Source organism: Saccharothrix xinjiangensis (assembly GCF_039527585.1).
GTDB lineage: Bacteria > Actinomycetota > Actinomycetes > Mycobacteriales > Pseudonocardiaceae > Actinosynnema > Actinosynnema xinjiangensis.
Genome location: NZ_BAAAKE010000010.1, coordinates 176,863 through 195,941 on the forward strand (window position 1 = coordinate 176,863; position 19,079 = coordinate 195,941).

Below are 19,079 nucleotides of genomic sequence, written 5' to 3' on the forward strand. Positions count from 1 at the left end.
CCGACAACTATGGTGATGTTGATTGCCGCCTACCCCGGCGCTACGAGCGCGTCATGTGACGACAGGCCCGACTTGAGCACTAGATCTTGACCAGGGCGGCGCGGCGCATCCACCCAATGCCGTCTTCGGCGATGTCAATGTCAACCGCCAGGTACTCCCGGTTCTCGGTGGGGTTGTAGTGCGTCCAGTCGCACGTGCCATTGGCCCCTGTCACAATCGCACCATACCCCTTGTTCTTCAAGAGGAATGAAGTGGTAGTCGGCTTCTCGAACACGCCAACCAGCGTTTCGTTCACACGGTACTGACACCCCGCCGATGCGGACAACTGTGTCGCCGAAGCAGTTCCAGCCGCTCCGACACTGAACAAAACTGCAGTGATCAGGCCAAACAGAACCTTACGCAACATGACTCCCAGGTCGAGTTCGCACGAGATGTCAACCTTCTCGTAGCCTTAACTCGGGGTCAAGGGGAAGCCAACCGAATGGCGCAAGGTGGTCAAGTTCGGAATTCGGAAGCCCGAACACAGATCGGATCATGCCTAGTCACATGGAAACGTGCAACCCAGAGTGCAATATGCGGACTGATCACATATCAAACGCACTGCATCCATCCGGCTATGAACCTAAACCCAGGCAACTCCCGCCCGGTAGTGACTGGATCGCTGTTCTGGTCTCTGTCTAGGTGGTGAACGTCTTGATCACCATGAAGTCCGAGTTGTCGCCCACTCACTGGGTGGCGCGGTTGGCGCGGCTGCACAACGCCCAGCTCCCCGAACTGGAGCTTCTGGACGCCTACTATGAGGGCGAGCAGCCCTTGTCGTACATGCATCCGGAGCTGATCCGCCGCCTGGATGGCCGGGTGCGCCAGGTGGTGATCAACTGGCCTCAGCTCGTGGTCGACGCGCTGGATGAGCGGCTGGACCTGACGGGGTTCCGGTTGGGCGGGCAGCAGGCCGCCGACCGGGAGCTGTGGCAGATCTGGCAGGCCAACCGGCTGGACCTGCACGCCGAACAGGCCCACGTCGACGCCCTGGCCCTCGGGCGGGCGTTAGCCATCGTCGGCACCAACGAGGCCGACGCCGCCACCCCGCTGGTGACGGTGGAGTCCCCGCTCGACGTCCACGTCGACCTCGACCCGCGGACCCGCCGCGTCCGCGCGGCGCTCAAGCGGCAGTTCAGCGATGACGCCGAGGACGGCTCCACGGAGGCGTGGGCGACGCTGTACCTGCCCAACGAGACCATCTGGTACACCTCCGAGGACGGCGGCGGGACCTGGGTCGAGGACCAGCGCGACGAACACGGTCTCGGCCGCGTCCCGGTGGTGCCGATCGTCAACCGGCCCCGCACGCGCCGCCGCCGCACCGCGCCGCCCCGGCTCGGGCGCTCGGAGCTGGCCGCCGTGCTGCCGCTGTCGGACGCGGCGTCGAAGATCGCCACGGACATGATGGTCAGCGCGGAGTACCACGCGATGCCGCGCCGGTACGCGCTGGGCTTCGACAAGGAGGACTTCGTCGACGCCCAGGGCCGGCCGCTGACGCCGTGGGAAGCGGTGGCCGGTGTCCTGTGGGCTTCGCCCAAGAGCCCGAAGGAGGACGGCGTCAGCGTCGGGCAGTTCCCCGAGGCCGACCTGTCGAACTTCCACTCGACCCTCAACGCCTTGGCGCGGCTGGTCGCCAGCCTCACCGGGCTGCCGCCGCACTTCCTCGGCTACGCCACCGAGAACCCCGCCAGCGCGGACGGCATCCGGTCTTCTGAGTCCCGGCACATCAAGCGCGCCGAACGCCGTCAACGGTCGTTCGGTGACGGCTGGGAGGAGGTCATGCGCACGGTCCTGCTGGTGCGGGACGGGCGGGTGCCGGACGAAGCGCTGCGCATGGAGGCGCAGTGGGTCGACGCGGCCACGCCGACCTTCGCCGCCCAGGCCGATGGCGTGGTGAAGCTGTTCAGCGCGGACCGGTTGCTGCCGCGCCGCGCGTCGCGTCGCGCGCTGGGCTACTCCGATGCCCAGATCCGGGAGATGGAAGCCGAGGACGCCGAGGCGTACAGCCGGGCCATCGGTGACCAGGCGGGTGAGTTCGGTCCCAAGCCGCTGCCCGCGCCCCGTGACCCGGCCGACGACGAACCGGAGTTCGAGCGCGTGCCCGCGCGCCGTGCGCTGGTCCGGCTCGACCCGGCGGTGGGTGGGCCGCCGTTGGCGGTGCAGTTCCGGGAACCGGTGCTCGCCGGGAGGTGATGCCCGTGGGTGCTCCCGCAGGCGCGGCCGACCTCGACGCGGACTACTACCGGGCTCAGCAGCGCATCGTCCGCGCGGCCGTCGACCAGGCCCAGGCCGCCTGGGCACAGCTCAACCCGCGCGACGCATCCCGGTCGTGGGACGAGCAGGTGCGGCCCCAGGTCGTGGCGGCGGTGGAGCAGGCACAGGAGCGGCCGGCGGCGCTGGCGCCGCTCTACATCGCGGGCACGCTCGCCGCCGCTGGTGCGGTGTCCGCGCCGCTGCGGCTGCTGGTCGCCTCCGCGTTCGTCGGGCTGGCCGCCAACGGGCTGCTGCTCGGCGCGTTGCTGGACTTCGCGTTCGGCTACTACCGCCGCGCCCGCCTGGCCGACGTGCCCGAGACCGAAGCCCGAGCGATCGGCTTGGCCCGGCTGTTGACCTACGTGTCCACCGAGACCGCCGACACCGCCCGCCTCGCGCTGCACGTCGGCAGCATCGTGGAGCCGGAGGTGGCCGGATACGAACGGGTGGTGCACCTGCCCGCCTGCGGGCGCTGCATCCTGCTGTCCGGCCGCCTCTACCGGTACTCGACCGGGTTCCTGCGGCACCCGCGCTGCGACTGCTCGATGCGCCCGGTCACCCACGACCAGTGGCGCGAAGACGGCGCGAACCGGTCGCCACAAGCCCTGTTCAACGGCATGACCCGAGCCCAGCAGGACAAGGCGTTCGGCAAGGGCGACGCCGCCGCGATCCGGGCCGGTGCCGACATCGGCCGCGTGGTCAACGCCCGCCGCGCTGTCCAGGTCTACGTGGCCGGCGGGTACGAGTTCACCCGCGAAGCGATCACCAGCCGGGGCATCGGACGCCAACTCGGGGAGCTGGCCAAGCAAGGCGGCCGGTACCGACGCTCCCAGATACCTCGGCCCACCGCGGCCCAGCTCGTCAACGCGGTGGGCTCCGACACCGATGAACTGGTCCGCCAACTTCGCCGATTCGGCTATTTCCTTTGAAGTAGCGAAATAAGTATGGACCGGACGAGGCACCGAGAGCGTCCTGCGGTTCAGTGGACGCGATCGACCTGGCCGAGGTGCTTCCCGGCGGCGAACGACAGCCCAGCACTGGTCACGTTTCCGGAATCGTCACAGACGGGACGCGAGAACTCAAGTTCGTTTTTCAACTCTTCGCCCTGGGGATCGGTGACCCAAAATTGCAGAACGTTTTCTTTCACATCGCTCGCCGAGTAGTCACCCTTAAGTTGGAAGTAGAATTTTCCGTTTTGCCCGGTCACACGGTCGGTGGCCTTACCTTTAACCAGGGCGATGGTATGGAAGGCGGGGTCGCCCCATCCCTGGCGTAGCCGTCCGTTGTACACGGCAGTATCGTCGGGCCCGGTCCAGCTCTCCAACGTCGTCCCGCATGTCGGTGCGACTGCGCCAGCCTGTCCGGAACCGGACAACATGGGTGTTGTAGCGGTAATCGCCACCACGGTGAAGATCTTCCATGCCGATTTCTTTTCTGGGGCTTTCTGTGCGCTGTTCATCTCGTTTCCCTCGCTGAATGATGGGCGGAGCTCGCGGAATGTCTTCCTGCCTGGGATACCCATAATCGCCACACCGATAGCAACGTGATCTCACACTTTAGGGTGATCTCGCCCCGGCTTCGTGCATCAACGAGAGTGAAGCGCGCGCCGGAACGGTCTTCGCATGGGTTCTACCACCCGCACTATCCCATCACGTCACCCGGAAGGGGGTTTCCGCCTTGCCTGAAAGTCCGATCACTCCACCCACCCCGGAACCGCCCGCGCAGCCACTGACCAGCCCGTCACCGACCGCCGAACAGCCTGCCCCGACCTCGACCCAAGACACCGGCAAGACTTCCGAACTGGATTACCGGGGGCTGTACGAAGAGACCCGCGCCAAACTGACCCGTGCGGAGACCACCGCGCGGGAGAACCGCGCCAAGGCCGCGCGGCTGGACGAGATCGAGGCCGCGAACAAGACCGACGCGGAGAAGGCCGTCGAGCGCGCGAGCGCCGCCGAAGCCCAGCTCGCGGCGCTGCGGCGCACGGCGGTGGACGCGGAGATCCGCGCCGCCGCCTCCGGCTGGGCCGATCCGACCGACGCGCCGCGCTACCTGGACGACCGGGACCGCTACCTGTCCGAGGACGGCACGGTCGACACCGCCGCCATCGCCGCCGACCTCGCCGCGGTGCTCGCCCAGCGCCCGCACCTCGCCCGCGTCGACGGGCCGCGCCGCCCAGCCCCGGACCCCTCGCAGGGACAACGGCAGGGCGGGCCGTCCGGCGTCGCCGAGCAGATCCGCGAGGCCGAGTCGCGCGGCGACTGGGCCACCGCGATCAGCCTGAAGAACCGGATCGTCGCCGAGCAGGCCCGCGCAGCGGCACCCCGAACCCCCTGACACGTAAGGAGAATCCTTGCCTGGTATCGCTGCGATTGCGAATACCTACAACAGTCCCAACTACGTCGGCGAGCTGTTCGGCCTCACCCCGACGGATACGCCGTTTCTATCCGCGATCGGCGGTCTGACCGGCGGGCGGCGGGCGAACGCCGTGGTCCACACGTGGACCGTGTACGACCTGCGCCCGCCGGACCCCAACCGCCAGCGGCTCGAAGGTGCGGACGCGCCGCCCGCCGAGACCCGCGTGCGGGGTCAGGACCGCAACGTCCTGGAGATCCACCAGGAGACGGTAGGCGTCACCTACACCCGGCAGTCCACGCAGAACATGTTCGCCGGGACCGGCGCGGCCAACCCCAACGCCGCCGCCATCGGCGGCACCAACGCCGTGCCCAACGAGATGGACTGGCAGACCCGCCAGGCGCTCGTGCAGATCGCCCGCGACGTCGAGCTGACGTTCCTGGTCGGCCAGTACCAGGAGCCCACCGACAACTCCACGGTGCGCAGGACGCGGGGCATCATCGAGGCCACCCGCACCAACGTGATCACCAACGCCACCCCGCAGCCGTTGACCGAGGGCATGGTCATTGACCTGTTGCAGAAGGTGTGGGAGAACGGCGGCATCCAGGTCAGCGAGACGGCCACGCTGATGTGCAATGCCTGGCAGAAGCGTCGGCTGACCGACGAGTTCATCACCAAGAAGAACTACCGTGAGGAGACCCGCAACATCGCCGGTGTCGCGGTGACCACGATCGAGACCGACTTCGGCCGGTTGTCGATCATGCTCAACCGGTACATGCCCACCGACACGGTCCAGGTGGTCAGCCTCGACCAGTGCGCCCCGGTGATGCTGGAGAAGCCCGGACAGGGGTTCCTCTTCTCGGAACCGCTGGCCAAGACCGGCAGCTCCGACCGGGCGCAGATCTACGGCGAGATCTCGTTGGAGTACGGGCCGGAGATCGCGCACGGCAAGATCACCGGCCTGGCCACTGGCCCGACCGGAGGCGGTGCGTGAAGTTCACCAGCATTCGCTACAAGCAGCTCGTCATCCACGACCTGGACGTGAGGTTCACCGACGGCGAGGCCGAGGTGACCGACAAGACCACGATCGAGGCCCTGCGCGGGCTCCCCGCAGAGCTAGGAGTCCGCGCATCCGGCGGTCGTCCGCCGAAGGAGCCCGCACAGGGTTGACCGGTCAGGGCGTCACTCGCGGGTCGGGTTCTGCCGTGAGCAATGCTGTGCGGCAGGCCCGCCCCGTGTCACATTCCCGCCAGCACGGAGAGGAGTCCGGTGATCTCGGGGGTGATGGCTTCGACGAGGTCTGCGATGCCATCCGCGAGGTCGCGGCTGTCTGCCGCAGAAGCGGTGCCTGCGGTGGCCAGGGACAGAGTGACGGCGGCGACAAGCGTGGTCAACGTCGCGGCGATCCGATGACGAGTGTTCATCGCGTACTCCTCTGTTAGACCCGCCGTCCTTGGCGGGTGATCGGGGTCGGGAGCGGTGCGCACCGTCTTGCTAGAACTGCACTGGGTGTACCCGTTGGTCGGAGCACTATCGGGTGAAAGTGGACTGTGGTCCCCCATGTGGCTGTCGGGTGGTGGTCGACGTGACCGCTCCCGCCCCGCTTGCCACCGTGGCCGACGTGCAGGCCCGTACCGAGGTGCAGCTGACCGCCGAGCAGCAGGCCCGCGCGGCGGTGCTGGTGGGTGACGCCTCGGCGATCGTCCGCGCCCGTGTGCCGGACCTACCGGACCCGCCGCCTGCGACCGCGCCGGGTGTGATCGCCACGGCGGTGTTGCGGGCGTTGGCGTCGCCGCCGGACGGCAACAAGTCCGAGACGGTGGGCGGTCACTCGCGCACCCCGGCGGTCGGCATCGCCGCAGCCGCCGCGCTGGGCGCGCTCAAGCTCGGGGTCGACGGGCTCAACGACGCCCTGACCGCCGAGACACCGGCCGACTACGCCAAGGCGGTCCGCGACTTCCCGCCCGCGATGCGGGAGACCACCGACGCGGTCCGGGCGCTGCGCCCTGCGCTCGACGGCCTGAAGCTCGACGTGCAGGCCCGGCTGTTCGAAGGGCTCGGCGGTGAGGTCTCCCGGCTGGGGGACCGGTACCTGCCGGTGCTGCGTGACGGCCTGGTCGGCATCGCCGAGGGCTACAACCAGGCCGCCCGCCAGGCGGCGGGATTCGCGGGCGAAGCGCGCACGGTCGATGACGTCCGGCTGATCCTGGACACCACCGGCCAATCCGTCCGAGCGCTCGCGGGCGGTGTGGCGGCGCTGCTGCGCGCCATCCGCGACATCGCCGCCGTGGGCAGCGAGTCCTGCCCGGCTTCGCCTCGTCGCTGGGCGAGGGCGCGGAGCGGTTCGCGCAGTTCATCGCCACCGCCCGCGAGACCGGACAGCTACGCGAGTGGCTGTCCGCCGGCCTGTCCGCGCTGGGCGAGTTGGCCACGCTGGTGGGCAACCTCGCGCCGGCTCCATGCTCACCTTCCTCCGCTCTGCGGAGGGAACCCCTGCCCTGCAACAGATCTTCGGCGGTCTGGGCACGGTCGCGGCGGCGCTGCTGCCGCTGCTGTCCGAGGTCGCTCGGGTGGCCGCGTCGGTCCTCGCGCCCGCCGTCGCCCAGCTCGGGCCGATGGTCGCCCAGGGCCTGGCCGTGCTCGTGGCCGGGGTCGAACCCGCAGGGCGCGTCCTGGCCGCACTCGCCCGCTGGCCGGGGTCGCGGCCCAGGCGCTGGCCTCGCTGCTGGTCCCGGCGGTCGAGCTGCTGGCCGGGGTCACCGCCGAGCTGGCACCGACCGTCTCGCTGCTGGTCGGCGAACTCGTCGGCGGCGCGCTGGCCGACGGCGTCCGCACGCTGGCCTCCGCGCTGATCGGCCTGGCACGGGCCGCCGCGCCGCTGATCGTCCAACTCGGTTAGTTGCTCGTGCAGGCCGTGAACATCGCGGCCCCTGCGCTTGCGAATCTACTTCGCGTTTTGACGCCGATCGCGGTCCAGGTCGGCGGAGCACTGCTCACGGCCCTGGCGGCGGTCCTGCCGCTGGTCGGGCAACTGGCCGACGTCTGGGCTCAAGTCCTGCTCGCAGGGCTCACGGCCGCGCTGCCGGTACTCCCGGTGATCGTCTCCACGGTCCAGCGCCTGGCCGAAGTCCTGTCCGTCGGGCTCTCCGCCGCCACGCCCACGTTGGTCCAGATTGGACGGTTGCTCGGCGAGACGTTGACGGTCGGACTGACCGGGCTGCTACCCCTGTTGCCGCCGCTCGTTGAAGGCCTGCTGCGGATCACGACCGAAGGTCTGCTCCCGCTGACACCGCTGCTGCTCCAGCTCACCTCGGAACTACTGCCCTCGGTGCTCCAGCTCGTCGCGCTCCTGGTGCCGGTGATCGTGCAGGCCACAGGGGTGCTGGCGACCTGGACGGCCATGTTCGCCGCCGTCACGGCCGAGGTCACGTCAAAGCTGATCCCGACCCTGCGGTTCTTGATCGACAACGCCGTCGCGCCGATCTTCGCGCGCATCGTGGACACCGTCTCGGGCGCACTGCGCGCCATCCAAGGCGTGTTGAACCTGGTCATGGGCGTGGTGACCGGCGACTGGTCGCGCGCCTGGTCGAGCGTGCGCGACATCGTCTCGGGAGCCTGGCAGGCCATCCGGTCCGGCGTCGACCTCGCCACGGGCGGCCTGATCAGCTTCGTCGCGGGCATCCCCTCACGGCTGCTCGGCGCGCTCGGCGACCTCGGATCGCTGCTGGTCGAGGCCGGAAAGAACCTGATCCGGGGCCTGTTGCGCGGCATCGAGTCCATGATCAACTCGCTGCGCGACAAGCTGCGCCAGGTGACCGACCTCCTGCCGGACTGGAAGGGACCACCCGATCGCGACGCGAAGTTGTTGCGCGGCAACGGTGTCCTCATCATGCGCGGGCTGCTCTCCGGTCTGGAGGCCGAGGAGCCCGCCGTGCGCGCGTACCTGTCCGACCTCACGCGCAGCATCCCACGCATGGCCGCGCCCGAGGGCACGTCCGGCCGAACCGCACCGGAACGGGTGATCACGCGCAGCACCAACGCTTCCGAGGTCACCGGGACGATATCGCCGGAGTGGGGCGACCTCGTGGACGCGGTGCGGGAACTGGCCGCGCGGCCGGTCGTGGTGCAGGTCGGCGCAACCGAGATCGCCCGCGCCACCGCAGACGGCGAACGCATCCTGTCCCGGAGGTGAGCGCCCGTGCGGTCACTGTGGATTGGCCCACCCGGCGGGTTGCGGGAGATCCCCGACACCGCCACCAACTACGACCGGTCGGTCTCCCTCGGGGTGCAGGATTTCGCCTCGCTGTCGGGCGGGGTGACCACCACCCGGTTGGCCACCCCGCCCCGCCGTCTCACCCTGTCCTGGTCGGCGCTGCTGCCCGAGCACGCGCGCTGGCTCGACGCCCTGGCCCGTCGCGCCCACGGACCCGGACCGCTGGCCGTGCTCGACCCGGCGGCCGACAACCTGTTGGAGGCCAGCCAGTCCCTCGGGCGCACACCGCGTCGCATCTCGCTGGCCAGATGGGGCACCCTGGCCGATCGCGCCGACGGCGTGCTCACCGTGACCGACACGCGGGACAACAGCAGCCAGCTCTACTACAACTCGCCCTACTGGACCGGGTGGCCTGTACTGCCCGGTGTGCGGGTCAGCTTCACCGCCGACCTGACCCGCAACGGCGGAGCGCGAGCCGTCCTCGACTTCTGGGACGCCACCGGGGCCTACATCCAGACCATCGGCCCCGCCGCACCCGTCGTGACCGCCGTCCCGCCTGCCGGGGCGGCATTCGTCCTGCCCAAGGTGTGGCTGCCCGCCATCACCACGCCCACCCCCGTGGGCGGCGCCCTGCTACGCCTGGGCGAGCACATCGACGCCGCGGAACCGATCCCGGTCGGCGACGGCTGCCCGGCCATGACCGTCACCGGCTACGCCGACGCCCGCGGCTCCCATACCGCGACCTGTCGTTCACCCTCGTGGAGGTGCGCCGTGTGCCGAACTGATCCGACCACCACCATCACGGGTCTCGCGTGCTGCCAAGCGAGCGGTCCGACGCACCCGGCTTCCTGATCGCCCGGATGAACCCCGTCAGTGCCCTGATGATCGCCGGACGCTCGGAAGGCAACGAACCTCGCAGAGCGATGACCAGTACTAACACCGGAACACTGGCCGTCACAACGGCCACCAACAGCACCACGACTCCCACCGGCACTCCTTCCACGCACCGATCCTGAGTCCGTCCGGCGTTGTTGTGACCTTCGTGTAGCGCAACCAGCCGAAATTCGTCGAGTTGCCACCTAATCGGCGTAACCAAAGTCGTCCGATCGCCCGTGACCAGCTTGGCAGGTGCGCCGTGCTTGATGCCGACCCCGCACTCGTCGCCGCCCCCGGCCAACCCGAACGGGTCCACACCAGCCTCACCAGGCTGGGCGGGAAGGACCTCACCGAGCAGGTCACCGCCTGGACGCTGGACCGGGCCTACGACTCCGACCTGCCCGCCCCCATGCGCGCCACCAACGGCAGCGCTTCGGCAGAGCTGCGCATGACCCTGACCGGCACCGGGGAGCAAACCGCCGCCCAGCTCTACAGCCCCTACGCCCCACACGCCACCGCCGACATCGCCCGACCCCGCCAATCCGTCCTGCACGGCTGGGGCCTGAACGAAGACGCCCTACCCGCGTTCCGGGGCCTGGTACGCGACCGCGTCGCCGACTCCGCCACCGGCCGCGTCGAGGTGTCTGCGCTGGACGGCGCGGAACGGCTGCGCGGCGCGGCGAAGCTTCCGGCCGCCGTGTCGGTCAACACCGTGCACATCGCCTCGGGCACGTGGGTGGTGGACAACCTACTGCGCGACGCCGGTATCCACACCGCCCCGCCACCGCGCCCCGACTGCGTCCTGTACGCCTCGATGCACGGCGGCATCGCGCCGGACATCGGCTACTACCGCACCCACTCCGGCTCGATCGGCTACACCCGCGACCGCGCCCCGTGGGAGATGGCCGCGCTGCCCGGCTCCACCACCACCTCGTTCAGCGTCCGCTGGGACCCGCGTACCCGCACCACCGTTCCCGGCCGGTCGCTGTTCGTGGAGATGTGGGTCGACACCCGCAACATCGGCCCCGACACCGGCGCGGTCTCGCTGTCGTGCTTCTACCAGGCCGACGGCGCAACCAACGGCGTCGATTTCGGCGCGGACTTCAAGTCCTCCACCAACCGGGCGTGGGCCACCTCCGACGGCAACCAGGCCATCGTGCTGTTCCTGACGCCGCTGCCGGTAGGGCGGTGGCACCTCGGTTGCCACTGGACGTTCAACGGCACACAGCCCTCCGCGCGCATCTTCATGTCCGGCCCGGACGGCTACTACTACGAGAATGACCCCGGCGCGCTGGGCGCGATGCCCGCCACAGGAACCCAGCTCAACTACGTGGTGCTGACCAGTGGCCTGCCGGTCGAAGCCGTTCAGGTCTGGATGCCCGTGACCCGACCGACGCGCGACGACTTCGAGGAGCAGACCTGGCAACGCGGCGCAGTACTCGACACCATCACCAGCACCCTGACCGCGATCCCACCCACCCAGGGCTCGGCGTGGTAGGTGATCAGCGCCGTGGCCCGTGCCGAACAGGCCACGGCCTCGTTCGATGAACACGGGATCTTCCGTTACCGCAACAACACCCGCTTCACCTCGCCCGGAAACCCGGTGCTCACCGCCACCAGCGCTCGGGAAATCGCGGGCCTACGGGTGTCGGAGGCCATCGACTCCGTCCGCAACGTCATCGACGTGCCCTACTCCCTCTACACCATCGGCTCCACGCGGGAACGGTTCACCGAGACCACCCGGCGCAGCATCGCGGCGTTCTCCACTCTGACCCTGACTTACGACTACGACGTCACCGAGTACGACTCCCCGCCGCCGATCGCCTACGTCGCCATCACGCCCGGCTCGACCTCGCGGGTGCGCTGGTCGACCGCCAGCGACGGCAGCGCGGGCGTGCACGGGCGGGTGGAGTCCACCACCGAACGCGACGGCCCGACCCTGCGGGTGACCTTCCGCAACACCGGGTCGAGCACCGTCTACATGCTCACCAGCACGAACACGCCGTCGCTGTCGATCTACTCCGTCGAACTGGCCGACAACGGCCCCTCCCGCAGGCTGCTGCGGCGCACCGACACCACCAGCGTCACCCGCTACGGCGCGCAGGTCTACCAGGTGCCGGCCACCCCGTGGTTGCAGACCTCGGTCGCGTCCTACCTGCTCGCCGTCGCCGCCTCCCCGCTGCCCGTGCTCGGGGACGTCGAGATCCTGACTACGGGCACAGTTATACGCGGCATGTGTATTGCAGTTAGCCGGTGAGGCCGGGGAATCGGTCTACGAGGTTTTGTACGGGCCTTGCTTCGGCGGAGTGCTCCTTCGTCCAAACCGACTTTTCACCCCTGACCAGGAGGGTCCACTCGTTGATGTGGCTGATGGCATCGATGCCGTGGATGAAGTCCGACCCGGAACCTAGGCCGGGGAATCGTTCGGCAAGGGTCTCAACTCGACTCCTGTCCGTCTCCCCTTCCTTTACCCAGATCGACTTTTCCTTCTTGATCAGCAGAAACCAGCCGTCGGCGTCTTTTCGGCCGACGGCGGTCAGGTCCTTTGCGAAATAGTCGACGCCTTCCAGCTGGGATTCTCCCGTAGGAACTTCACGTGCAGACGCCATCGCGCACCTCCATGTCTTTCGCCAACCCGGATGAGTCGCCACCCGGGTATCCCGAAAATCGGCACACCATACTTGCGCCCCCCTGTCGCCCTGCCCACTCGTTCGCACGCCCGAATTCACCCAGTTGAGTGGGAATTCTGAGAACATACTGGACTTATCGCTACAAACCGGAGTTTGTATGCCCTATTCGTGCAGTTTAGGGACCCGTTCAGGAGGTAACCGTCCTGGACCTGTCATTCCTACCTAACTTCGGTGTGGCCGGTGCGCTGGTGCTCATCGTCGGCTACCTACTCTCTGCCAACCACCGGCTCATGACGGCCAACCAGTCCGACCGGGCCGAGTGCCTGACGGCCCTTGCGGCGAGGGAGACCTCGCACGCCGCCGAACTGGCTGCCCTGCGCACCCGCATCGGCAAGCTCGAACGCTGCCTCGCCGGACTCGAAGGCGAGTTGGACGCCGAACGCGACCGCCGCCGCCGCGCCGAGGACGACGCCGCCGCCGCCCGACGCGGCGAACTCCCACCCGCCTGACCCATCCACCAACCCACCCGCGAGCCGACACCCCCCCCGGTGTTCGGCCGCTTCGCCATGCCCGAAAACCGGAAGGAACACGTGGACTACGGCATCGACATCAGCTCTTGGCAGGGCTCCGCGATCGACTGGAACGCCGTCAAGAGCAACAACATCAGCTTCGCCTCGGTGAAGGTCACCGAGGCCACCGGCTACATCAACCCCGCCGCCACCGCCCAGGTCGACGGATCGGGATCGGCATCGCCGACATCGAGGGCCGCATCCTGGACGTGAACCAGGCGTTGCAGGACATGCTCGGGTTCAGCGTCGAGGAGATGCGGCAGTACAACATCCGCGACCTGATGCACCCGGAGGACGGCAGCAACGTCTGGCGGCTGTACGACCAGCTCACCGCGGGCGAGTGCGACCACTACCGGGCCGAGAAGCGGTTCCGGCGGGCCGACGGCGAGCAGGTGTGGACGCACCTGACGCTGTCGCTGGTCCGCGACGACCACGGCGAGCCGCAGTACCAGGTGGCGATGATCGAGGACGTCACCGACCGCCACCTGCTCCAGAACCGGCTGCGCTACCAGGCGCTGCACGACCCGCTGACCGGCCTGCCGAACCGGGCGCTGTTCTTGGAGCGCCTCGGCCGAATGCTCAAACGTGCCAAGGGGCGCATGGGCTTGTGTTACCTGGACCTCGACGACTTCAAAGTCATCAATACGAGCCTCGGTCACGATATCGGCGACCAGTTGCTGGTCGAGGTCGGGCGGCGGCTGGACCTGTCGGTGTCCGGCGAGGGCAAGCTGGTGGCCCGGATGGGTGGCGACGAGTTCGTCATCCTGGTGGGGGACACGCAGGACACGCAGGACGTCGTCGACGTGGCCGACCGGGTGCTGCGGGAGCTGGGGTCGCCGATCCACATCGGCGGGCACGAGCCGACCGTGTCGGCGTCGATCGGCATCGTGGAACGAGCTGTGGCTGGCGCCGTGGCCGCTGACCTGATGCGTGACGCGGACATCACGCTGTACTGGGCGAAGGCGGACGGCAAGTCACGGTGGGCGCTCTTCGAGCCTGACAGAGCTTCCAACGCCGCTGATGCGGCTACAACCGTGTTGCTGCCAACGAAGGGCTCGGTCACTTGATTTTCATCAAGGGCGCGAGCAGGAGGGAGCGGATGCGGGAGAATTCGTTGTACTGCAACGGAGTTCACCTGCGTCGAGCTGCGCTCAACTGACCGGTCACTCTGGCAGTCGGTAATGTTTTCGCAGGTCAGCCCTTGATCAGGGCGAAACTGGGGGAGGAGTCCGTGCGACTTACCGTGTGGATAAGTGGTCGTCTCTTCGGATTCGACTGAAGTCGACCTGCAGAAGTGCGGCTGGATCGTATCGCGGTGCGGTGTGGGGTGACTGTTGGGGCATTGGGCGCCATCGCGCGACTGGCCCACCGTGTGCGTGGGATCGAGACGACCTCGCGCATGGCGTCGAGCAGGTATGGCGGAAGCACCCCCGCGCGGGGGTGAGCTGGTGCGTCGCGACTCGGTGATCACCTCCACCGGAACACCTCCGCGTGCGTGGGGCCGAGACGCTTGCCAACCCCATCTCGACCTCGCCCGTCGGACCATCCCGCGTGCGCGGGGTCGAGGTCGGCAAGCAGCACGCAGAGAAGCTGGACGGCGGAGTGTCCCGGCGTGCACGGGGTCAAGGAGAGCAGTCCGTTACCGACCCGTGGGCCGCGGAAACATCCCCGCGTGCATGGAGTCGAGCTGGGTTGCGTGTTCATCTGGACCGGAATCGGCGGACCATCCCCGCGTGCGCGGGGTCGAGAACGACCGCGTCGGCGTCACCCCCGACGCCTACGGAACATCCCCGCGTGCGCGGGGTCGAGCACACCGGCCGCGCCTACGCGGACGACCTCGGGGGAACATCCCCGCGTGCGCGGGGTCGAGCGCCTCGGGGTCGGTCTGGTTGCACACGCCGCGGGAACATCCCCGCGTGCGCGGGGTCGAGGGCATGTTCCGGACCGCGTCGGCGCGACGGCGGGGAACATCCCCGCGTGCGCGGGGTCGAGCGTCCCGTAGGCCAGGAGCACGTCCGTGACTCGGGAACATCCCCGCGTGCGCGGGGTCGAGGTGGGAGCGCTACCGCCGGTCACACCCTCGACGGGAACATCCCCGCGTGCGCGGGGTCGAGAGCCGTCCAGTCGGGCCAGGCCGTGGATACGGGGGAACATCCCCGCGTGCGCGGGGTCGAGGCTTCGCGACCAGCAGCTTTACGAACCGTAACGGCGTTTCTCATTCACTCCGGTTTCCGCAACTCCCCGTCGCCGCACCCGCATATACCTACGGTCTCACACCCGCTCAGAGGAGCGGCACGGCCTGGTGAGCCACTTGATTCTGGGCAACGTCGCACGACTGGCTTTCGCGTGCGCGAGGTCGGGCTGATCAATGAGCACTTCTGTGACCGGAAGAGCGGAACATCCCCGTCGCGTGCGCGGGGTCGAGTTTGCGGCATGAACCCCGAGCAGCCCTCCCCCCGGACCACCCCCGCCTGCGCGGGGTCGAGTAGCGCGAGCGCCTCGGGGTCGGCTTCGGTGCCGGACCACCCTCGCGTGCGCGGGGTCGAGTGGACGGTGCCCGCGTAGCCCAACGTCACGTGCGGACCACCCCCGCGTGCGCGGGGTCGAGACTATGAACCCGTCCACGTAGAAGCGGAAGGCGGGACCACCCCCGCGTGCGCGGGGTCGAGCCTCTGATCTGGTCCACCGGCACGCCGAACGCCGGACCACCCCCGCGTGCGCGGGGTCGAGCTGTTGGGCGAGTGACGATCCGGCCCTCGTTCAGGACCACCCCCGCGTGCGCGGGGTCGAGCCGTCGACGGAGCGCATGTTGTGCCCCGTCCCGGGACCACCCCCGCGTGCGCGGGGTCGAGGGCACGACGACGCCCCGCACCCGAGCACGTCGGGGACCACCCCCGCGTGCGCGGGGTCGAGTCGGGCCAGTGCCACGTCCCACCCCGGTACGACGGACCACCCCCGCGTGCGCGGGGTCGAGGGGGGTGCGGCCCGCGGCGAACGCGGTGACGCGGGACCACCCCCGCGTGCGCGGGGTCGAGCGCGTCGGGCGCGTTGACGCTGACCGCGTCGCAGGACCACCCCCGCGTGCGCGGGGTCGAGGGTGAGCAGACCACCCGGGAGATGGAGTACGCGGGACCACCCCCGCGTGCGCGGGGTCGAGCAGCACCACACGAAGTACGCGGCCGGCCTGGCGGGACCACCCCCGCGTGCGCGGGGTCGAGCTGGCGTCGATGTCGTGGCAGCACAGCGTCGCGGGACCACCCCCGCGTGCGCGGGGTCGAGGTCCGCGAGGCCAAGCGCCGGCACAACACCCGGGGACCACCCCCGCGTGCGCGGGGTCGAGCGCATCCACGACGCCCACGCCTCGTCGAGCGCGGGACCACCCCCGCGTGCGCGGGGTCGAGGACCTCACCGGCCTCGACCGGCCCGTCGCGGACGGACCACCCCCGCGTGCGCGGGGTCGAGCGGTTTCTCCAAGTAGGTGGCGCTCGTCTGGTGGGACCACCCCCGCGTGCGCGGGGTCGAGGCGCGACACGCGGCGTCGGTCATCGACATCACGGGACCACCCCCGCGTGCGCGGGGTCGAGTCGTCGATCGCCTGCTCGACCCGCAGGATCAGGGGACCACCCCCGCGTGCGCGGGGTCGAGAGCGGGCGACGACGCACGCGGTGCGGGCGCTGCGGACCACCCCCGCGTGCGCGGGGTCGAGACGAACGCGGAGCCCCACAGCCACGGCCAGGCGGGACCACCCCCGCGTGCGCGGGGTCGAGCGACTGGGGAGGCTGCTGGACGTCGAGCGCGTGGGACCACCCCCGCGTGCGCGGGGTCGAGGCTTCGCGACCAGCAGCTTTACGAACCGTAACGGCGTTTCTCATTCACTCCGGTTTTCGCAACTCTCCGTCGCCGCACCCGCATGCACCTACGGTCTCACACCCGCTCAGAGGAGCGGCACAGCCTGGTGAGCCACTTGATTCGAGTCAAGTGATGGGGTGCAGGAGGGAGCGGATGAAGGAGAGTTCGTTTTGCCACAACGGGATTGGCACGACTTAAACTGAGTCCAACGGAGCTAACTCGGAGCCTCTGGCGGCTGTTTCTGCAGGTCAGGTCTTGATCGGGTCCACCCTGGGGGTCAAGGGGTCGCAGGTTCAAATCCTGTCGTCCCGACGGTCGAAGTAAGGCGAAAGCCCAGGTCAGGGCCTTGGATCACTACGGTGAGACAAGGCCCTGTTTCTGTTTGAGGGCGTGTTGTCTCACAATTTCTCACGAACGCTCGTACTGCTTCTTTCAGCCCAGGAGTTCACCGAGCTGGTCGGCCGCCTGCCTGAGGTGCTCGACGTTCGGGTGGATGTACACCCGCTTGGTGAAGCTGAGGTCCGCGTGGCCCGCCCAGGCGCTCACGATCACGTCGGGCACACCGGACGTCGCCAGGTAGGTCAGACAGGCGTGCCGGGCGTCGTACGGCCGGACCTTGCGCACCTTGGCCTGGTCCATCAGCTTGTGAATCGCGCGCCGAAGTCGATCGGTCTTCCAGGGTTGGCCCAGCTCGTCGACCAGCACGAACCCTGACCGCTCGTACAGCTCACCGGCTCTCATCGCCTCCGCGGCCTGCCTGGCCTTGAACGCCTTGAGTGCTGCGTGCAGGGGCGTGGGTAGAGGCAGCTTGCGCTTGCCCTTCTCCGACTTCGGCCCCTTCTCCTCGACTTCGCCCTCGACCAGCGTGCGCGTCAGCTCGATCGACAGCGTCCCCTCGTCGAGGTCGACGGCGCTCCACCTGAGTCCGCAGACCTCGGCGGGCCGCATCCCGATCAGCGCCAGGAGCACGGGCGCGTGGAGCCGGTGGTCGCGGATCGCGGCGAGGAACTGTCTCACCTCCATCTCACTCCAGGGCACTCGCAAGGCCGCCGCAGCCGCCGCCTTGCGCCGCGCTTCACGCGGGATCTGCGTGTACTGGGCGACGTTGCGGACCACCAACCTGCGCCGCATCGCCACGTTCAACGATGACCTGAAGCGCCCCAGTGTGAGCTGCACGGACCGGACGCTGAGCCCGCTGCCGACCCTCCCGCCGCGCTTCCGACCGGAGGTGAGCATCCAGCTGACCAGCTCGTCCACGTCCTCTTCGGTGACGTCCTGGAGCCGCTTCCCGCCGAGCCGCTCGCGCACCGGCAGCAACGCGTCTGCGTAGTTGGCGGCGGTGGCCTTCTCGACGTCGACCGTCGTGGACTTCAACCAGGTGTCCAGCCAGGCCGACACCGTGGTCTTGTCGGGTCCGACGAACGTCCCCTCGTCGGTCTGGTGCTTGACCTTGACGTACTCGGCGCGGGCTTCCTTCTTGGTGTCGTAGGTCTTGGTCAACTGCCTACGCTTGCCTGTCGCCGGGTCACGCCCGATGTCGATCACGAACCGGTACCTCGTCGTACCGTCCTTCAACTCGATCTTCTTGATCGGGTCCCCCACGAGCTTGCAGCTCCTTAGTTTCAGGCCCCCTCTGACGAGCCCAGAGGGGGCAGCAATCCGAGTTCCCGGGCCCTGCGGATGTACCGCGCCGCCTGCGTCCGCGACCTGTTCATCACGTTGGCCACGGCCACCGCGGGTGCCCTGTTGCCGGCAGCCACGGCGTCGGAGTAGATCCGCGCCGCGCGCCGGGCGTCGTCGTCGGCCTGGTTGCGGACGCGCTCGTCCGCGGTCGAAGACGCTTCACGACGGTCGACCGCCTGTGCGCCCAGCGGCAAGGTGGCCAGCCACTCGTCCCGCACGGAGGCGGGCACGGTCGCCTTCTCGACAGCAGCGCGCACGAGTTGGTCGACGAGGATCTGCCGCATCACCGACGTGGTAACCGGCGCCGCGGCCTTGCCCTTCACGGTCACCGACAGCACCACGGGTCGCAGGTCGGTGCCGACGAACACCTCCATCGTCGTCGCGACGTCCGGCTCCTCCAACGCGAAGTTGGCCTGGAACCGGGTCGGCACGGCGGTGTCCGGACCCGTCTCCAGGTAGCCGATCGGTGCCAACTCGTCGATGGACACCCAAGCGATCCGGAAGTTCTTCGGCAGGCGAGGCACGGCAGAACGATACGCACCTCCTTCCGATCTCTGCGGTCTTGTGCGACCCAAGGTATGTCATCGACACGGCATGGTCAATGTCTTTGCA

19 protein-coding genes and 2 CRISPR repeat arrays are annotated in these 19,079 nt (G+C 68.9%); of the genes, 13 read left to right on the top strand and 6 right to left on the bottom strand.

Annotation, left to right across the window (positions count from 1 at the left end):
- Positions 1-79: 79 nt before the first annotated feature.
- Positions 80-295, bottom strand: a complete 216-nt coding sequence (locus ABD223_RS22170; protein WP_344038279.1) for a hypothetical protein — start codon at positions 293-295, stop codon at positions 80-82.
- Positions 296-684: 389 nt separating this feature from the next.
- On the opposite strand from ABD223_RS22170, the gene ABD223_RS22175 reads away from it, so the two are divergent.
- Both ABD223_RS22175 and ABD223_RS22180 read left to right on the top strand, forming a co-directional pair.
- Positions 685-2,232 carry a phage portal protein gene (locus ABD223_RS22175; RefSeq protein ID WP_344038280.1) on the top strand — a complete coding sequence of 516 codons (1,548 nt, stop codon included), beginning with the start codon at positions 685-687 and terminating at the stop codon, positions 2,230-2,232.
- A gap of 5 nt (positions 2,233-2,237) precedes the next feature.
- Entirely contained in the window at positions 2,238-3,221 is a 984-nt protein-coding gene (locus tag ABD223_RS22180; protein WP_344038281.1) for a hypothetical protein, read from the top strand.
- Between the two features lie 50 nt (positions 3,222-3,271).
- Here ABD223_RS22180 and ABD223_RS22185 read toward each other — a convergent pair whose 3' ends face one another.
- Complete coding sequence (locus ABD223_RS22185; RefSeq protein WP_344038282.1) at positions 3,272-3,751, bottom strand: hypothetical protein; 480 nt, start codon at positions 3,749-3,751, stop codon at positions 3,272-3,274.
- A 218-nt stretch (positions 3,752-3,969) separates the two neighbouring features.
- On the opposite strand from ABD223_RS22185, the gene ABD223_RS22190 reads away from it, so the two are divergent.
- The 3 genes from ABD223_RS22190 to ABD223_RS22200 are packed head-to-tail and all read left to right on the top strand — an operon-like array spanning position 3,970 to position 5,817.
- On the top strand, positions 3,970-4,629 hold the full coding sequence (locus tag ABD223_RS22190) for a hypothetical protein (RefSeq protein ID WP_344038283.1): 660 nt from the start codon (positions 3,970-3,972) through the stop codon (positions 4,627-4,629).
- 16 nt (positions 4,630-4,645) lie between these two features.
- A complete protein-coding gene (locus ABD223_RS22195) occupies positions 4,646-5,641 on the top strand; it encodes an SU10 major capsid protein (RefSeq protein WP_344038285.1) in 996 nt (331 codons plus the stop codon).
- The gene (locus tag ABD223_RS22200) at positions 5,638-5,817 is read left to right on the top strand and encodes a hypothetical protein (protein ID WP_344038286.1); all 180 of its coding nucleotides are present in this window, start codon (positions 5,638-5,640) and stop codon (positions 5,815-5,817) included. The genes ABD223_RS22195 and ABD223_RS22200 overlap by 4 nt, the downstream gene beginning before the upstream one ends.
- Positions 5,818-5,885: 68 nt before the next feature.
- Here the strand turns inward: ABD223_RS22200 and ABD223_RS22205 are convergent, their stop codons facing one another.
- Positions 5,886-6,071, bottom strand: coding sequence for a hypothetical protein (locus tag ABD223_RS22205; protein ID WP_344038287.1), 186 nt, complete (start codon positions 6,069-6,071; stop codon positions 5,886-5,888).
- 161 nt (positions 6,072-6,232) lie between these two features.
- Here ABD223_RS22205 and ABD223_RS22210 point away from each other — a divergent pair, with 161 nt between their 5' ends.
- From ABD223_RS22210 to ABD223_RS22230, 5 genes are all read left to right on the top strand, one after another.
- The gene (locus ABD223_RS22210; RefSeq protein ID WP_344038289.1) at positions 6,233-7,546 is read left to right on the top strand and encodes a hypothetical protein; all 1,314 of its coding nucleotides are present in this window, start codon (positions 6,233-6,235) and stop codon (positions 7,544-7,546) included.
- Complete coding sequence (locus ABD223_RS22215) at positions 7,547-8,839, top strand: phage tail protein (protein WP_344038290.1); 1,293 nt, start codon at positions 7,547-7,549, stop codon at positions 8,837-8,839.
- Positions 8,840-8,845: 6 nt separating this feature from the next.
- Positions 8,846-9,712, top strand: a complete 867-nt coding sequence (locus ABD223_RS22220; RefSeq protein WP_344038291.1) for a hypothetical protein — start codon at positions 8,846-8,848, stop codon at positions 9,710-9,712.
- Between the two features lie 283 nt (positions 9,713-9,995).
- Positions 9,996-11,234 carry a hypothetical protein gene (locus tag ABD223_RS22225; protein WP_344038292.1) on the top strand — a complete coding sequence of 413 codons (1,239 nt, stop codon included), beginning with the start codon at positions 9,996-9,998 and terminating at the stop codon, positions 11,232-11,234.
- A 12-nt stretch (positions 11,235-11,246) separates the two neighbouring features.
- Positions 11,247-11,993 carry a hypothetical protein gene (locus tag ABD223_RS22230; RefSeq protein ID WP_344038293.1) on the top strand — a complete coding sequence of 249 codons (747 nt, stop codon included), beginning with the start codon at positions 11,247-11,249 and terminating at the stop codon, positions 11,991-11,993.
- On the opposite strand, the gene ABD223_RS22235 is transcribed toward ABD223_RS22230, so the two are convergent.
- Positions 11,983-12,345 carry a hypothetical protein gene (locus ABD223_RS22235; RefSeq protein WP_344038294.1) on the bottom strand — a complete coding sequence of 121 codons (363 nt, stop codon included), beginning with the start codon at positions 12,343-12,345 and terminating at the stop codon, positions 11,983-11,985. The genes ABD223_RS22230 and ABD223_RS22235 overlap by 11 nt on opposite strands.
- A 254-nt stretch (positions 12,346-12,599) precedes the next feature.
- Here ABD223_RS22235 and ABD223_RS22240 point away from each other — a divergent pair, with 254 nt between their 5' ends.
- Genes ABD223_RS22240 through ABD223_RS22250 form a run of 3 tightly spaced genes read left to right on the top strand, consistent with a single transcriptional unit; the run spans position 12,600 to position 14,002 of the window.
- Positions 12,600-12,875, top strand: a complete 276-nt coding sequence (locus tag ABD223_RS22240; RefSeq protein WP_344038295.1) for a hypothetical protein — start codon at positions 12,600-12,602, stop codon at positions 12,873-12,875.
- 39 nt (positions 12,876-12,914) lie between these two features.
- Positions 12,915-13,148 (top strand): GH25 family lysozyme, encoded by a 234-nt coding sequence (locus ABD223_RS22245; RefSeq protein WP_344038296.1) that lies wholly within the window; start codon positions 12,915-12,917, stop codon positions 13,146-13,148.
- On the top strand, positions 13,145-14,002 hold the full coding sequence (locus ABD223_RS22250; RefSeq protein ID WP_344038297.1) for a diguanylate cyclase domain-containing protein: 858 nt from the start codon (positions 13,145-13,147) through the stop codon (positions 14,000-14,002). Before ABD223_RS22245 ends, ABD223_RS22250 begins: the two co-directional genes overlap by 4 nt.
- Positions 14,003-14,655: 653 nt before the next feature.
- A CRISPR array of direct repeats spans positions 14,656-15,111; the repeat unit is 28 nt.
- A gap of 282 nt (positions 15,112-15,393) precedes the next feature.
- Positions 15,394-16,763: a CRISPR direct-repeat array (repeat unit 28 nt; unit sequence GGACCACCCCCGCGTGCGCGGGGTCGAG).
- Positions 16,764-17,216: 453 nt separating this feature from the next.
- Here the strand turns inward: ABD223_RS22250 and ABD223_RS22255 are convergent.
- Positions 17,217-18,386: a tyrosine-type recombinase/integrase gene (locus tag ABD223_RS22255; RefSeq protein WP_344038298.1), complete on the bottom strand. Its 1,170-nt coding sequence runs from the start codon at positions 18,384-18,386 to the stop codon at positions 17,217-17,219.
- A 20-nt stretch (positions 18,387-18,406) separates the two neighbouring features.
- Positions 18,407-18,991, bottom strand: a complete 585-nt coding sequence (locus ABD223_RS22260) for a hypothetical protein (RefSeq protein WP_344038299.1) — start codon at positions 18,989-18,991, stop codon at positions 18,407-18,409.
- Between the last annotated feature and the right edge of the window lie 88 nt (positions 18,992-19,079).